Annotated in this window: 12 protein-coding genes and 1 tRNA gene; 6 read left to right on the forward strand and 7 right to left on the reverse strand. The window is 60.2% G+C overall.

What is annotated here, in order from left to right; genetic code table 11:
• Window positions 1-364: 364 nt before the first annotated feature.
• Both C8J43_RS03515 and C8J43_RS03520 read right to left on the reverse strand, forming a co-directional pair.
• On the reverse strand, window positions 365-1,927 hold the full coding sequence (locus tag C8J43_RS03515; protein WP_133029728.1) for an ATP-binding protein: 1,563 nt from the start codon (window positions 1,925-1,927) through the stop codon (window positions 365-367).
• The gene (locus C8J43_RS03520) at window positions 1,927-3,819 is read right to left on the reverse strand and encodes a PIN-like domain-containing protein (RefSeq protein WP_279388824.1); all 1,893 of its coding nucleotides are present in this window, start codon (window positions 3,817-3,819) and stop codon (window positions 1,927-1,929) included. Before C8J43_RS03520 ends, C8J43_RS03515 begins: the two co-directional genes overlap by 1 nt.
• Window positions 3,820-4,124: 305 nt before the next feature.
• Between C8J43_RS03520 and C8J43_RS03525 the strand changes: the two genes are divergently transcribed.
• The 4 genes from C8J43_RS03525 (at window position 4,125) to C8J43_RS03540 (ending at window position 8,795) form a co-directional block, all read left to right on the forward strand.
• Window positions 4,125-5,138, forward strand: a complete 1,014-nt coding sequence (locus tag C8J43_RS03525; RefSeq protein WP_133029730.1) for a DGQHR domain-containing protein — start codon at window positions 4,125-4,127, stop codon at window positions 5,136-5,138.
• On the forward strand, window positions 5,138-6,760 hold the full coding sequence (locus C8J43_RS03530) for a radical SAM protein (protein WP_133029731.1): 1,623 nt from the start codon (window positions 5,138-5,140) through the stop codon (window positions 6,758-6,760). Before C8J43_RS03525 ends, C8J43_RS03530 begins: the two co-directional genes overlap by 1 nt.
• Window positions 6,757-8,286 (forward strand): ATP-binding protein, encoded by a 1,530-nt coding sequence (locus tag C8J43_RS03535; RefSeq protein ID WP_133029732.1) that lies wholly within the window; start codon window positions 6,757-6,759, stop codon window positions 8,284-8,286. The genes C8J43_RS03530 and C8J43_RS03535 overlap by 4 nt, the downstream gene beginning before the upstream one ends.
• 65 nt (window positions 8,287-8,351) lie before the next feature.
• A complete protein-coding gene (locus C8J43_RS03540) occupies window positions 8,352-8,795 on the forward strand; it encodes a hypothetical protein (RefSeq protein WP_133029733.1) in 444 nt (147 codons plus the stop codon).
• Between the two features lie 29 nt (window positions 8,796-8,824).
• Here the strand turns inward: C8J43_RS03540 and C8J43_RS03545 are convergent, their stop codons facing one another.
• The gene (locus C8J43_RS03545; protein WP_165899536.1) at window positions 8,825-11,194 is read right to left on the reverse strand and encodes a DGQHR domain-containing protein; all 2,370 of its coding nucleotides are present in this window, start codon (window positions 11,192-11,194) and stop codon (window positions 8,825-8,827) included.
• A 447-nt stretch (window positions 11,195-11,641) separates the two neighbouring features.
• Here C8J43_RS03545 and C8J43_RS03550 point away from each other — a divergent pair, with 447 nt between their 5' ends.
• Together C8J43_RS03550 and C8J43_RS03555 are read left to right on the forward strand one after the other, a co-directional pair.
• On the forward strand, window positions 11,642-12,202 hold the full coding sequence (locus tag C8J43_RS03550; protein ID WP_133029735.1) for a hypothetical protein: 561 nt from the start codon (window positions 11,642-11,644) through the stop codon (window positions 12,200-12,202).
• On the forward strand, window positions 12,199-13,023 hold the full coding sequence (locus C8J43_RS03555) for an RES family NAD+ phosphorylase (RefSeq protein ID WP_133029736.1): 825 nt from the start codon (window positions 12,199-12,201) through the stop codon (window positions 13,021-13,023). Before C8J43_RS03550 ends, C8J43_RS03555 begins: the two co-directional genes overlap by 4 nt.
• 138 nt (window positions 13,024-13,161) lie before the next feature.
• Here the strand turns inward: C8J43_RS03555 and C8J43_RS03560 are convergent, their stop codons facing one another.
• From C8J43_RS03560 to C8J43_RS03575, 4 genes are all read right to left on the reverse strand, one after another.
• Window positions 13,162-13,470 carry a hypothetical protein gene (locus tag C8J43_RS03560; protein WP_133029737.1) on the reverse strand — a complete coding sequence of 103 codons (309 nt, stop codon included), beginning with the start codon at window positions 13,468-13,470 and terminating at the stop codon, window positions 13,162-13,164.
• Window positions 13,471-13,628: 158 nt separating this feature from the next.
• Window positions 13,629-14,780, reverse strand: a complete 1,152-nt coding sequence (locus tag C8J43_RS03565; RefSeq protein ID WP_133029738.1) for a YaaC family protein — start codon at window positions 14,778-14,780, stop codon at window positions 13,629-13,631.
• The gene (locus tag C8J43_RS03570) at window positions 14,777-15,382 is read right to left on the reverse strand and encodes a hypothetical protein (RefSeq protein WP_133029739.1); all 606 of its coding nucleotides are present in this window, start codon (window positions 15,380-15,382) and stop codon (window positions 14,777-14,779) included. Before C8J43_RS03570 ends, C8J43_RS03565 begins: the two co-directional genes overlap by 4 nt.
• 403 nt (window positions 15,383-15,785) lie before the next feature.
• Window positions 15,786-15,859 (reverse strand) — tRNA-Gln (locus C8J43_RS03575).
• Window positions 15,860-16,019: the final 160 nt, after the last annotated feature.

Below are 16,019 nucleotides of genomic sequence, written 5' to 3' on the forward strand. Positions count from 1 at the left end.
TATCGCTGCGATGCACACGCCGAAGCCTCGGTCAGCGAAAACCTGCCAATGATGCGCCGTTTCGTTTCCTTCTGCCATGCAATACGCGAAGGCAACCCGTCTTGGGGTAGTGCTGGCGTCAAGGTCCATCAGCTCACGGTCGTTACGATCCGCCCAAGCAAGCGGGTTTAGCAAGGTGATCCGACGGTTGATGAACGTGTCGAGCGCTGCGAGCGTGCTCGTATAACGCTTGAGGGATCCCCAATATTGCATGACCAATCCCTCCTGCTCCACCCTCTAAACGGCACGTGGTGTATTGGCTAACTCAACCGGCTGCATTCTGAAAAGATTAATGAGGTAATCGATCGGTGCTCTGCGGTATAATCTATGACCTTGGCCAGCCAAAGTCGCGACGTACAATTCCTCGCACGCTGGTTAAACAGGGCAATTCTAGATGTTGTTCGAAGACAGCCATCAGTTCCCCTAGCAAAGCGTCGCGCGCTTCATTTTCGATTCTGTCCGTATCTATCTCAGGCGCTGGCGGTGCGAGCTTGCCTACCGCCTCGGTCTTCATGTCGAGCAACCGAGCACCGAGCGACTGCAGCGAACTGAGCGTTGCCGCATTTGCGTTGCGTGATGCTCTGCTGACCTCCGAGTGAAGTTTTGTCATATCCGCAGAAACTTTGAGCGTCCGGTCACCATTCCTGAAGGCATTGCGGCGAAGGGACTCAAAATCCTCTACCATCCGTTCCGTTCTCTGCGTCAGCTTCTCCAAGGAGAGCTGACCTTGATTGGACACGTCCTGCGCCCAAGTGCCGGCGTCCTTGCAAACGCTCGAACCGATTTCGCCCCGTATCGTCGTCCACGCCTTAGTGTCCTCGAAGCCATCGCGCCGCGCATTGGGCACAATCGCCTTCGGATCGACGAAAATCTCCCCGATAAACCAATCCTGATAACGCCCATTTGACTTGTTTTGACGCTGGAAAATTTCGCGAACGACCGCAGTGCCGTCTATCTGAATGTTCTTCGCGCGAACGCGAATGCCTCGCACCTCTTCGTCAGTATATGAGCCAGGCACCTCCTTCTTGCCTACCCAGGCCCACCACTGTTTAGTGGGAGAAGTGTAGAACTTTTTGTCTGATAGCACGACCTTTGTTTCTACGTCTTGGATAGCGAACTTTGCCGTGAACGGTTTTAGCACCGGCTTTGGCTCTTGGCCGGGCTCCTCGATTACAATCTTTACAGTTTCGATCGGCACAGGCGCAGACTTAGCATATTCCCGAATCGCATCGGCGAATGGGAAGTCATCGCGGTAATCCACGGGGGACACTTGCTCGAGGAAAAGCGCCATTTCCTTCGCGGATGTCACCTCTTTCGGCGCTTCAACGAAAGTGCGCATTGCGACTTCAAAGAATGGAAGATCGGCAGCAAGCGCGTCGTCCTGAGTGGCCTTCACGCAATCTTTTAGGAGCTGTTGAGCGGTGTAGCGACTGCCCCGCTCCGGCGACATCATCTCACGCATCTTCTTCGCATCAAAAACGACTTTGGTAGAGGTGCTCTCTCCACTTGCCTTCGTGGTGAACGTAAGCGTGTCGCAGAACGCGACGCCAGCAAGGCGCCCGATCCCTCGAAATCCTGCGTCGGTCGAGAAGTCTTTCGCGGATGCCCCGATCGATGTGAGCGTTTTTACGGCAGTGTCAGACGACAGACCGGCGCCATTGTCACGGATGCGGATACCGGCACCGTCAGCGTCGAAAATGATGCGGATAAGCCCATCAGACGGTCGGAGCTGGTGTAGCTTGTTTACCGCACGCTGGATCGAATCGAAGCCGTTCTGCACATACTCTCGAATCGCATTCCGGGTCTCCTCGTACATTCCGATCGTCAGCGTCTCGAGGACAAATCCACCGAAATACGGATCGACCTCAATATTGCGGGTACCGGCCATTACTTCTTCTCCCCGGTGACATCTCGCCAGACCTCGGTCGGCGCACGCAACCCTATATGTTCGTCATAAGTATAACCGTCCATCGCTGTGCCGGCGGGGCCGAGCTGGCGCCGCGGCAAAACGTAGAGATCAGCAAGATGGTCCAGCAAAAGCTCGGTTGTGAGCTGGGCGCTTTCGAACCGGCGAGCGATTCGGAGTTTCGGGTCCGCTTGAACGTCAATAATCAGGTTATGATCGTTGATCCAGATTGCGCGTAGCGCCCTGTTTCGGTCGAGCTCCGTGTCTATTTTGATTTCAGCAAATATTGGCAACGGGTCCGAGGGTATGAACAGTGGCAAGCGAGGCGCCGATAGCGCCTTCTTTCGTATTTGCTCGATCGGTGCCCGAGCGATTGGCTGGTCGAGCATGACAAGCAGCTTCTGCGCCACAAGACCATTCGGCGTACATAGCAGCTTGTTTTTGCCATCGAGATAAGTGCCGGCAAGGAGCCCCATAAACAGGAACGTTGCTGTCTCCTGCGGGAACGAACTCAACGAGGCTGCGAGATCGGCCGCGGCCGCAGCGCGCTGTGTATCACCATTAGCTGAAATGAGAAGTCGACGAGCAAACCCAACCAGACCCGCGCCGCCAATGCTTCCCGCGATCCCGCTAGTTATCAGGTCGAGGACGTCTTGTGATGCGAGCGCTTTGCCGAACTTTGATTCGAATTCCTCAAGCCCCCCCGGAGACACGGCATCGTCCCGGGTGTCATATAGGGCGCGCTGCACGACCGCGTCACTCGCAATTAGGTTCGAAGGGTCGAGGAACCGGACGCTGCTCGCACGAGCTGCGCCTTCAGCGATCCTTTCCAATTCACGCTCCTGCCGCTCACGTGCCTCATTCCGCAACTCCGCATCCGTCTTTGGGGGCGGAAGGCTGGGTGGTTGCGCAGCCGCGACGAAACCTGCGACATCACCCGGTCCCCGCTTCATGACTTCTGCCAGACGAGCCTGATCGAGGAGCACCAGTTCACGGGCGTCGGCGGTTCGCGCTGCTTCGAAACTAAGCATTGGGTGCGGGGGCTGGACGCCACTGGCCTTGCCTTCGTTATCTCCCCGCACGGGCAGCTTGCCAGCCATCCGCCAGTCGTTTTTTACGTCCTTAGTCAGGATTGCGACTGTCCTGACGCGGTGGGCGCGCGCGTGTTCTAAAATTTCCTGCCAGAAGACAAGGTCGCCCCACCGGTTGCTACCGATCACGACGTCATTGCCGTCATGATCGTCTGTTTCGGTTTCCTTTTTGCGCTTGTCCTGAAATCCAGGCGGCACCCGGCCCGTGAAGCGAGCGTCGGCCAGCGTCTCGATTGAATGGAAACGGTCGAAGATCTCTCCGCCCTTCATCGCTCTCGCATTAGCGAACTCGATAACCTCACGGGCGTTGCGTTCGTAACTGGCTTTCCATGCGGTTGTCCGATCGGTCAGCGTCCTAACCGCTCTGAGTGCGTCTTTTGCCTGTTCACGCTGCTGTGAAACGCTTGATGCGCCATTGAGGGGCTCATCAAACAAAGTCCACATTGTCGGAAAGCTTTCCCCAATTACTTTCGTCAGTTTCTTGATATGTTCGTCCAGGTCGATGGTTATCCTGCCTTCGACATGGTGACGGTACAATTCGTGAAGCGACCAAGTGGGGACGACCACACGCTCAGCGCACGCCCCCTCGAGCCATCCGTAAAATTCGGCCCGCGAAGCGGGGCTAATCTTGATCAGCCACATCAGAAACGACGTATCAATATAAACGTAACTACCCGGCGCTCGCAGCGCGAGATCGACGCGTGCGGTGAATGCCGTTACATCCTCGCTATCGATCGGTAGCCGCAGTGACGCGTCTCGATTCCCTTGGCGTGGGACCTCCATTGTGCGTCGCGAGTTTATGCCTGTGCGCCGAAGCAAATCTCGGAATGCGATCACCTTTTTGTGGACTTGCAGATCGCCCCCCCCGGGCGCATTAGCGCCTTTGTGCTCTTCGCGCGCCGTGCGGCGACGCGTTTCCACCTGCAAGACCTAACGTAGGACACGGACGCGAGCAATGTGGGATTTGCAATCACTTGCTGCGGGCCACCATCGTGTATTGACAGCGGCGGACTAGATCGCGATGCAGCGATGCGCTACCTGCATCGAGGCGATGCAGATTGCGCAGTGTCACAATGCGAGGTAGCCGGATGCCTAAAGTTGAAATCACTTGCAGCACCGGTCGGTCTGGCGACCGTAAGGTGCTTCTCGGGTTCGCGCGTGCGTCAGTCCTTCATGCAATTAGCTTTCCCGACGTGCTCGACGAGCGGAGCGGCGAAGGCTATCAGCGCCGCTTCAATTCCGGACATAGCCTCGACTTCCGGCGCTATATCCGGGAGGCCGGAAGCACGACCATCCCGCTGACCTTCAACCTTCGGGCGACGGATAGCCGTGGCTGGACGCTGGTGGAGAACGGCTCTGGCACAGCGCATCTGACCATCGATTCCACAGCGGAGCCAGTGATGGCGCAAGTCGATTGCCAGCATCGCCTCGGCCACCTCGCCGATCTAGACATTGAGCTGCCGTTCATGTGCTTCGTCGGGCTCACCGTAGAGGAGGAAATGGCGGTGTTCACGGTCATCAACCGCAAGGCCAAGGGCCTCAGCCGCAGTCTGCTCGACTTCCACGACGCCCGGCTCTGCGAGGATTTGGCGAACGACCGGCCTGAACTTTTTATCGCGCTTTGCCTGTCCAACGATCCCGCGTCTCCGTGGTGCGGCCAGCTAGACGTGGGCGGCAACAAGGTGTCCGGCATGACGCGCAAAGCGTCGCTGCGCACTCTGCAGAAGGCGGTACGCCGCTTTCTCAACAGGTCATCCATTCTGAAGCAGCGCTCGGTCGAGGAGGCCGCGAGGGTTGTGCTCGACTTTTGGATCGCGGTATCCATCGCGATGCGCGACGCCTGGGCGCGGCCGCGAGGATCGCTTATCGCGAAGGGTGTCGGCGTGTATGCCCTCATGGACATCGCCGCGGACATGTGGCGCGAAAGCGGCTGCGCATTGACCCGCGACCTTATGATCGCGCATCTCTCCGACCTAGCCGTCGACGTCGATTGGTCATCGGACGGGCCGTTCAAGGGGCTGGGCGGAGAGGGTGGCGTAACCGCCGCCGTGGCGGTGCTGCGGAGCATCCGCATCCAGCAGACCTTGCGGGCGGTTGCCTGATGGCCGGCAAGCGCATCCTGCTCATCGAACCCGGCTACAAGAACAAGTATCCTCCGCTCGGGTTGATGAAGATCGCCCAGTATCACGGGCCCAACGGCAAAAACGACCACGTCACGTTCGTAAAGGGCGAGGATCCATCGGTGCTGTCGCAGGCGTGGGACCGAATCTACGTCACGACGCTGTTCTCGTTCGAGTACCCTAAGATCTCGACGAGCATCGACTACGCCCTCAAGGTCGCCAACGGACAGGCCGATAAAGTCTTCGTTGGCGGGATCGCGGCGTCGCTTATGCACGAACGCTTCGTTGAGGAGCGTCGCTGGCAGGGCGTACGGTTTATCAAGGGTCTGCTCACTGGACCACCCGCCAAAGCACTGCAGCTCGACGACTTTTCGGAGGAACTCTACTCCGACGACTATAGCAACACAGCAATTGAGGACCTTGTTCCCGATTACAGCATCCTCTCGCAGATCGATTACGAATACCCGGTCCGCGACGCCTACTTCGCCTACACGTCGCGCGGCTGCATCCGGAAATGCCATTTCTGCGGCGTTCCCAAGCTCGAGGGTATGCAGCGCGACGTTGAGTCGCTAACCGCCATCGTCCGCTCCATTGACGAGATGTATGGTCCGAAGAAGGACCTGATCCTCATGGACAACAACGTCGTCGCCAGTCCGCGATTCAAGGATATCATCGCCGAGATTCGAGACCTCGGCTTTACGCCAGGCGCGAAGCTGACGCGGCCGGGATCCCGCGTCGCCGTCCAGCGTAGGGTCGACTTCAACCAGGGCGTCGACGCGCGCATCCTTTGCAAGGACCCGATGTACCTGCGCGAGCTGGCGACGATCTGCCTCAAGCCGCTCCGCATCGCGTTCGACCATCTCGGCGTCCGCAAGCCATACGAGCAGGCCGTCCGCTACGCCCACGAGCACGGACTGACCGAGCTCTCGAACTACATGCTCTACAACTTCCACGACGATCCCGCTGACCTGTTCGAGCGCATGCGCCTCAACGTCACGCTGAATGAGGAGCTCAACATCCGCGTCTGGTCGTTTCCGATGCGCTATCAGCCGACCAACCGTCCCGACCGCGGCCACATCGGTGACAAGTGGTCGCGTTTCGAGCTGCGCTCGATGCAGATCATTCTGCAGGCGACCCACGGAGTGGTCAGCGGCGAGCCGACCTTCTTCCGGCGCGCCTTCGGCGACACCGTAGCCGAATACGAAACTATCCTGATGATGCCGCACGACATGATCTTTAACCGAGATTGGTACGACAAGCTCGACGGACGGGGCGAGTACGACCAGTACCTGGCGGAGGCCAAGCGGTTGTCGCCCGAGCGACGCCACGAGCTCAAAACGCTGCTGTCGTCTTGCGACCCGCGGCACTACCACACGTTGCCCGGCTTGACCGATGACGAGGGTATCCGTTCGATCCTCCAGTTCTACATGCCCCGTCCGAAGGACGAGCTCATGTCAATTTGGCGAAAGCAAGCAGAGTGGAGCGCTGTTGCCCACGCGCTCAATGTGCCCGAGGACGAGCGCGTTGAGGACGCAGGGCTAGACGCCGAGGAGGAGCCTATCATCACTATCGCGGAACCGGCACGCGCAAGGAAGGCCGCATGAGCGCGCCCATTCGACTTGCGAAGGCATCCGAAGTGGTTGAGGGCGGCCCGGCGGTCGTCGGCAAGGACGTGCTCGAGCTATTGTCCACAGCGATGTACGTCGAACCGCTCACGATCTACCGAGAGTACGTCCAGAACGCCGCCGACGCGATTGACCAGGCTAGGGCAGGCGGCAAGGACGCGGGGCGGATCGAGATCGTGCTGGACGCCGCCGCCAGGACGGTGTCGATCCGCGACGACGGGGCGGGCATTCCCGCGTCCCATTTCCGGCGCGTGCTCACCTCAGTCGGCGCCAGCGCCAAACGGGGAACCGAAGCCCGTGGGTTCCGTGGTGTCGGACGCCTGTCGGGGCTTGCCTACGCCCGATCGCTCACTTTCCAGTCGCGTGCTGCCGGCGAGGCCCGGGTCTCGACGATGACGTGGAACTGTCAGGCCCTACGAAGTGCGTTACGCGACCCAGCCGACACGCGGGACCTCACGGCGATCATCGACGCCATCACGACCACCACAGTCACCGACGAAGCGGGCGATCCCTACTTCGAGGTGCGCCTCGACGGCGTGGCACGGCAGGGCGACGATAGGGTGGTGTCACAGGGCGCCGTCGCCGACTATCTCTCCGAAATTGCGCCGGTGCCGCTCGATACGTCCTTCTCCCATAGCACGGCTATCGCCGAGAGACTCATTGGTACCGTTGCGCTCGGCGACCTGACGATCACCATCAATGGCCGCGAGCCGCTCACGCGACCATTCCGTGACGAGCTTCCGATTGATGGCGGCCGTCCGCTGAGGCTGCGCGAGGTCGCTTTCGTCGAGGTGCCTTCCATCGACGGCGGCATCGCTGCCGTCGGATGGATCGCGCATCACGATTACGAAGGGGCTATTCACGCTTCGACGCATGTCCGTGGTCTACGCGTCCGCGCCGGCGACGTGCAGGTCGGCGAAGCCGGAGTCCTCGCCGATGTCTTCCCGGAATCACGCTTCGACGCCTGGACCGTCGGCGAGATTCATGTTCTCGACCCGCGAATCATCCCCAACGGCCGACGCGACGACTTCGAGCGCAACGTGCATCTCGCGAACCTCAAGAACCACCTGGCTCCGCTCGGCCGCGACGTCGCCAACCGCTGCCGTACTAGTTCGCGCGACCGGAAGCGGCTTCGTGACCTGGTACTGGAGCAGGCCGCTGCGCGCGAGGGCCTCGCAGTACTTGCCCAGGGTGGCCTCAATGCGGCCGGCCGAGACCGGATGGCGCTCGGCGTAGAACTCTCGCTGATGCGGGCAGAGAAGCTGCTCGGCGAACCTGATCTGGTCGACGACGCCAACGGCGTCGTCCGGGGCGAAGTGACACGTTTGCGCACCGAACTCGAACAATTGGCCGGCAGCAACGCCTCCGCCGGCTCACCGCTGGATCGGCTGAGTCCCGATCGCCGCGGGTTTTATGAAGAGATGTTCTCGCTGATATACGAATGCTCGGCCAACCGATCGGCGGCGAAGAGCCTAGTCGATCGTATCATGTCGAAGGTAGCGTGAGAAAGGATCGCCCAACACGCAGGTTACGTCGTTTTCGGCCCGGCCAGCAGGCCGGGTGAGGCCGTATGCCGCGCAAGTCCCGCTTTGACATTGCTTTCGAGGAGCTTTGGGGCGAGTTCAAGGCGAACACGAAGCGGCAATTCTTCAGCGACATCCAAGGTCAGCTAGAGGAAGACGAGGCGATCCGCGACATCCTGCGTAAGAGTAGGGCGGAACCGCAATATCTTGCAGTTTCTTTCGACCGTAAGCCGAACGACGAGCAGTTCTCCTATCACTACTTCGACTTGGCGCTCGTAATCCTCGACGCGATCTTCGGTGGCTCGGGCATTACGAAGCCGGTGAATCAGCTTCGCGTGCTACGCTGGGAAGCTACGCGCTCTGACCTGTTGAAGGTCCTCAACTACCTTGCCGCCCAGAACCGCGAGCTGAGGTTCAGGCGAGTGCTTATAGTACCGTTCCCAAGTCCGATCATAGGACGGAGACTCGACCGATCAACGCACATGCGCTGATCGAGGCCTTCGGCCTGCACCCTTTTCACTCAAGCCGCCTCGCGCTGCTCCTCGGGCTCGTCGAATAGCAGCTGGGTCTTGCCATCCACCGGCTCCTCACCCTCGATATGTCGCTTAACAAGCGCGTAGACATCCCGAACATAATCGACCTGGTCGCGCGAAAGCGGCCCTTTCTCGACGTGCGTCGTGATGTTGCGCAGGCGGCTGATCCTGCCAATCCAGCGCGCCAGCTTAGCCTTCGCGCCCTTTCCGTAGAAGTTGTAGCGGTCCTTGAAGAGGTCCCAATTGCCCTCATAGACAACGATCTGCGAGTAATCGATTAGGTTGAGTGACTGCCACCTGTCGCGAGAGGTGTCTCCCTCGGTGTTGTAGCGGACATCGCAGTCGATCCGGACCTGCTTCGGCACTCCGGAGATCCACCAGGAATCCCGGGTTTCACCGTAATGCGCCTTCAACGTTGAGACCACGTCGTCGTACAGGATCTTATGGATCTCAAGAATCATGTCGCGCGCCTGTTCCGTGCCGGCGGCGTCCTGAGATTCCAGATAGTCCCTAATTTCGGGGAGGTCGAAATCAGGCTTCGCAGACGCGACGATTGCCATCATCTGCAGAGCATTTTGATCCACACTCGTCAGCGAGCTTCCACGCGCGCGGAAGTAAGTGACCTCGTTGGCGGTCGCCTGAGCAAAGAAGTCGATGACCGGCTGCGCGTACGGCTGAACGAGCTCGATTAATTCCTCGGGCGATGATGACACGACCCTTGTCCCGTCCGACTCTACGAAATGCAGGATCTTCCTCAAGAGTACGAGAAGCGCGCGCAGACCGAGGTTGGTGCCAAGATAGCCTCCCTTGGCGTCGCCCAGATCCCAATGGTCTTGGGCACCCGTCGCGAACAGGCCGAAGTATAGCTGTAGTCCGCGCTGTAGCTTGCGCATCGAGTCGGTCGCGTTCGTAGAAAGGTGACCGAGTGGCCCCGGCTGCAGGACCGAGGCGCCGTTGCGACCAAGGGGCTTCTGAACCTTTCCGACAAGATTGTTGCCCTTAATGCCGTCGACTAGCGACGTAAGCGTCAGGCACCTGCTGTTGGTCTTGTCGTCGCCGGTCAGCAGGATGCGGTCTTTCAAAGGAGACGCCTTGTCGGAGCCCATGTTCAGCACCGCCCGCGCGCAGATCGCCTCAAGCCGCTTACGCGGATCTTCATCCTCGATATCCAGGTTGGAGACGAGCTCTTTCACCAAGTTGCTTTGCACCTTCACCTGTTGGGTGTTGATGTCGACGAACATCTTGATCTCGGCCGTTGCCGGCAGGTTTTCGTAGGCCAGCACCGAGACGACTGAACGGTCCTCCTCAGCATCCCGCCCCGCGTAGGCGTACCCGTAGAGACGATGCTGGCCGTCGATTACCCAAGCCGACCCATACTGGCCAGGCAGTTCCAGTGTGCCCGTCGCCGTGTCGCCAAAGCGGTCCTTCAGATCGAAACGCAGACCGTCGCGCTTGATGTTGACAACGATGTTGGTCGGAAACGTCCCGCCCTCGTCGATGAAGGCGCCGATGGACTTCAGACGCGTTGGCTTCACCATGCGTTGGTAGGTATCGAGGTCGTCGTTCGACCTACCCATGTGGCTAATGTAGGCTATTCGGAGCAGGTCGTGCGGCGAGATTAGGAAGCTGTAGAAGGTCGTGTCCCCGACGCGTCCTCGCGTCGCGGGCAACGAAGTGCGAAGACCCTCAACCTTCTCATCGCGCAGGTATCGTCCCAGGAACTGGTAGCGCGCTGCGACCTTCAGGATGCCTGTCAGGCGCTGAAAATACTCTAAATCCGCCTCGGTGATGATCGGCACTTTGGCGGCTGCCGCCCTGTCCCGGTCCGCCGTTCGAATGTCCACGTTTCGCGTAGCAATCGCCAGCTTGACCTTCAGCTTGCTGTCGCGACCAAACTTGGCCTTCACGGCGGCCATGACGTCCTCACGGACGGCCTCGATCTTGTCCAGCAGACCCTTGATCGACTTGGCGCCGCCGTCACGCGAGTGGGTGCACTCGACGATAAACACCGTCTCGTCGTCCTTGGCGAAGACGTCGAGCTGACGCTTCGAGGAACCGTCCTTCCCGGTGACCATGAGGTTCCGGTCCGCATTCATCTCCTTGAAGCCCATCCGGTAGAACAAGGTCCACACATCATCCTCGAGCTGGCGGTCTTCAGGTTTGCGGCGTTGCATCCGCAATGAGCGCTTGTTCTCCTTGGCCAGCTCCCAGCCATCGTGCTCCTCGGCTTCGCGCTTCATCTTAAGCGCGGTCGCCGACGCAGCGGTTACCGTCTTCTCGTCGACGCGCTTCGAGCGCAACCCATATGTGCTGCGCAGCTCATCGCCGCTGACCAGATTCCCAAGCGTCGCCGTCATTCGCAAACTTTCCCCCGGGTCTCCGTTCCCGCACATTGTCGTGAAGGAACAAGCACGTCCAGCGCAACCGCATTCATAGCGAGCACGTCATGCGTCGAACGGCAAGTCCCATGAAGACTGCCACAACAGGCCGGCGTCTCCCCCGTGTACACGTACTTGCGTAGACGGGACTTGGCGCTGCAAGAGCAAACCGAACAGATAGCAGTTTCGGCGAGCGGGAAAGCAGAGGTAAGAGACCGAAGTTAGGCGTTATAAAGAGACAGGCGTGGCGGTGACGTTACAAGGTAGGCCTCACCATCCTTATCCGAGCCGACTTGCCGGCGAGGATGGTGGATGCCACATTGGTCTGGCGGTCCTTCGGGACTGAGCACCACTATAATTGAGGTTCTGCGACCGCCATCTGTCGATAGCGAGGCGCTCAGTGTCCGCGGCGGAACGGGGGGTAAGATGATTGTCTGCTTGGCTTGGGGATCGCTCGTCTGGAACCCGGGTGCCTTGCCTATCGTCGGCGACTGGTCGACCGACGGGCCGGCGCTACCGCTTGAGTTCGCGCGCGAATCAGAGGACGGCCGGATGACTCTCGTCTTAGTTGATCACGATCGGCCGGTCTCGGTTCTGTGGGCAGAACTCGAAGTGCGTGACATCGAGCAGGCAAGCGAAGCGTTGCGTTTGCGCGAGAAGGTGCGGTTCGATGGCGCAATCGGTCGGTGGCCAGCAGTGGCGCGCCAGCACGCTTTCGACGAGGTTATTGGTGGCTGGATGAATGCGAAGGGTTTTGACGGCGTCGTATGGACGGCGCTGCGGCCGGGCATGCGCGCCGACCGGCAATCCCGATCCTACGTAACGCCGTCGCTGGCGCGTATAGAACGCCACCTCGCGGCACTCCCGCCTGAGGCTCGCGTCAACGCGGCACGATATGTGAACTCCGCCCCGGAACAGATCGCCACCCCTTATCGTCCGGCGCTTGGGCTAATGCTCGCCGATGCGTCGAGCGTCGCGAACCCATGAGCGACATTAACCAGATCGGACCCGAGTTCGCTAGCTGGGACAGTTATTCCCGGTTCGCACGTCACGTCCGTTTTAAAGGACGGTACGTCTGGGGCGGCGAGGAGCGTGCCTTCCTGAAGTCGGTGGTTGCCACGATCCGAAATCGCGACGTCGAGTTTCAAGCGGGCCGCACCTTTTACAGAGCCCAACAGGGTGTCGACGTCATCGACCGGATCGACGAGGATGGGAACTGGATCGGTGAGGACACGTGGGGATACGGCGCCGCGCGCATGAAGCCCCTCTCTGACCGTGCAAGGGAGGGGCGCGCCAACCCCACTGGCATCCCCGTGGTATATGTCGGCACGACGATCCAGACTGCGATCTCTGAGATCAGGCCTTGGGTCGGCGCCGATGTCTCGGTCGCCCTTTGCAGGCTTATACGTCCGATCCGCGTGCTTGATCTCACGCTGGGCCACGGCAAGTCGTCGTTCGCGGGCCCCGTTTTCAGCCATCTGCTCGGCAAACGCGACCTGACCCCGGACGAGAAGGAGAGAGCTGTCTGGATCGATATCGACAACGCTTTCTCGCAGCCAGTGACAGCATCGGACGATCGTGCCGACTATGCCCCGACGCAGATCCTGGCGGAGCTTTTTCAAAGCGCAGGTTATGATGCGATTGGCTACAAGAGTCACTTCGGCGACGAGGGCGACAGGCTCGGCTTTAATATCGCGATCTTCGATCCCGAGGTGATCGAGATCGTCGGCTGCGCGCCGTATGTCGTCCGCTCTATCAAAGTGGTCGCCGAGGAAAACGGCAATCCTTGGTCGAAAAGCAGCGCCTGAGACTGGGCTAGCAAGAATGTTCGGCGGTAGGATCCACCAAGCTGGGTATTCTGACCGACCCGGACGCCACATGGCGTCGTTGGGCGCGTTCGAGGGAAAGTCACTGCTATGGAAGTAAACGATTGGCGCCGCATCGCACTACCAGACGCTGTGCGTGCGCTCGTCGCCGCCCATGCAGTGCTCGTGGCGGCATTTTCCTCGACAAACCTGCGTTTCACTCTTGATGGCAAGTTTGTAGGCGATTTGGGAGAAGCAACCGCTGCCGACGCATTCGGCCTCCAGCTCTGTCGGGTCCGGACCGCGGGTGTGGACGCGCACGCGCCAGATGGGCGCAGCGTACAGGTTAAAGCCACCGGCATTGGCAAGGGGCCGGCGTTCACTCCCGGCGAGGGCAGGGCCGACCACCTCATCTTCCTTTTGTTCGACTTTGATCGGGCGCTCGCTCATGTAGGGTACAATGGCCCCGAAGCTCCGGTACGTGCGCACCTGCCGGCCGGCTTTATCGGCACAAAGCGGGTCTCGATTCCCAAAGTTCGCGAGTTGGATGCCGCCGTCGAGGATCGACTACGCTTGCGGCGTGTGAGCCGTAAATTTGATCCCAGCAGTTAGAGGATGCTCGGGCGCGCGACGTCGCGCTGCGCGATCTCTGATGCCATCAGGTAGAGGAACTGCAAGGGCTGCCCGGTGACGAAGTCCCGGATCCGTGGGCCGTAGTCTCCGCTCAGCAGGTCGTCAAAATGATGCGGGCGGTAGCGGGTGATCGAGCCAAGCCAGTAGGTGACCGCATACATCGATAAGAGTTGGGGCAACCGTTGGCTCAGCTCCCCCGGTGGCGACAGATAGAGATAATAGCGGCGATAGGGAGGGATGACGGTCACGGTCATCCACAGCGAGGGTCGAAGTTCCGTGATGAGGTGTTGGAGCTCGGGCAAGGGATTGCCGCCGACGCAAGGCCGCGACGAGATCTGTTCGAACCGTATCCGCTTTCCCCGGTTGCACCTAACCTGGCGGAACATGCCCGCCAGCCCGGCTCGTGTCAGCATCTCGTCTGGTTCTATGCCAAAACGCGACAGGTCCTCGCGCAGCATATCGATGCGTAGCCACACATCGCCGGTTGTAGGGTCGTGGCGGAACGCGATGTTCCTGATGATGAAGAAGCGCTCGGTCTCGTGCGCCGCCTCCGCCCAAAGGCGGTGTCCCGAAAGAATCTGAGGCACGACGGATGCGAGCCGGTATCTCTCCTCGAGCGCGGCGGTCTGGCCCGGAAGGATCGTCGCGATCTGCTCGAACACCTTCAGGTCGTTCGGATATGGCCTGCCCGGTTTGACCGTCGATAGCACGGCGTGCTCGACGCCGTGACCCGCGGAATGATCCTCCCAAAGCCCGTGGAGCGATCGGTCGAAGGTCGTTACTCCGCCCCGTGTCAGGCAGTAGGCCTTCATTAAGTTAAGGTAGCTGTAGTAGAGCGCGAGTGGTCGGGCAGCCTCGATCCCGCGGCCAGTCCCCACCTCGAAGAACGCGCTGGCCTGGGCGAGGCACGCGAGGGCTTCGGCGCGGCGCGGCGGTGGACATTCGCTCTCGATCGCCTGTCTGATAATCGCCCAAGGGTCGAGCGAGAAGAGACGGGTGCTCGGGACGCCTGACGCGCCGGACGGTCGTATCGGCCAAAACGATACGTCTATCTTCCGGCCCTGCGCCGAGAGTCCTATGCCCCGACGCTCCTCGGGAAGTGCGTCCTCGCCTGCGTCCCCGCTCATCGGGGATTGCCCCGGCGAGCGCTACTGTCGGCAGGGGGCTTGAACAAGCGGTCGTCATCCGGGGGATTGGCGTCGAGCAATCGCAGGGCGCCGGCCGACAGTTGTTGCATAAAGTCGATCGCGTTTACCTCGCGGCGGTCCTCCTTGCGGCCGAACGCGATCATGAACGTCGCCTCGGCCGCCTCTTCAGCGAATGCTTCCGAAAACCGGTCTGTGCCGTGGGTCGCATCGAGGCGCGCATGTTGCTCCGGCTCGAACAGAGTGATTAGCCTGGCTTCGGCGGCACCCCAGCCCTCGTCTCGATATTCGCGGTGTTTGAAGGTGTTGGCAATCGCCCGGGCGAGGGATAAATCGGGGAGCCAGACGTCGACTTCCAAGCGGAACGAGCCTTCGTCCAGCACGGTCCCGGCACCACCTGCAGCCTGCTGGAGATCGTGCCGTAGCCAGTCAATCACGGCGACCGCCGAGATGCAGGCGCTCTGAAGGAGGTAGACGCACCCATCGATGTCAATCGGCGGGGCCGACGAGATCCGGCCCTTGAACTCGTTCGTCTCCCAGTCGAGCTTCGCCCAGACGTCCAGCGCCCGTTCGTGGAAGAGCAAGCGATCTGGCTCGTCAGCCCATTCGTGTCGATCGTTGCGGCGTCTTCCCATCATCAGCTCCGCGCCAGTTGGACCATCATCCACTCGCTGCGCATGCTATTATACAGATGACGGCAGACCCGTCGCGATTCTTCATGAACAAGCGTCCGGTTTGGGGAAGCGGTAATGGCGGCGTGAATGTCGGAATATGGGTCTTAGGCGCACAGCTCCCTAATCCGCCGCATATGATCTTGTAGGAATCTCTCTCGGGGCGAAGCGCATTTCATCCCAGCGACTTTACCTCTTACCAGCCATCAGCCCCACATCCCAGAGAAACGCGGCGATCTCGAGCCAACAAGGGGAAGCACGCCCAAGGCGTACTCCTGTCACAGAGGTCCGGTTTCGGTGTCAAAGGATAGATCGCTGGATGCCCCGTGAGGATTCGAACCTCAATAGGCGGTATCAGAAACCGCAGTCTTACCATTAGACGACGGGGCATCAGCGAGGGCGCGATCTAGGCGGGGGAGGTCGGGCTGTCAACGCCAAGATCGTAGGGATTCGCCACATCGCTTGCGTAATCGCTGCACCCCGCTACATTCGATGCCAAGCACCGGGCGGGTATTTTCCTGCGGCGGCAGATATAGATAGCGAGTTTTGC

This window comes from Sphingomonas sp. PP-CE-1G-424 (genome assembly GCF_004341085.1).
Lineage (GTDB): Bacteria > Pseudomonadota > Alphaproteobacteria > Sphingomonadales > Sphingomonadaceae > Sphingomonas.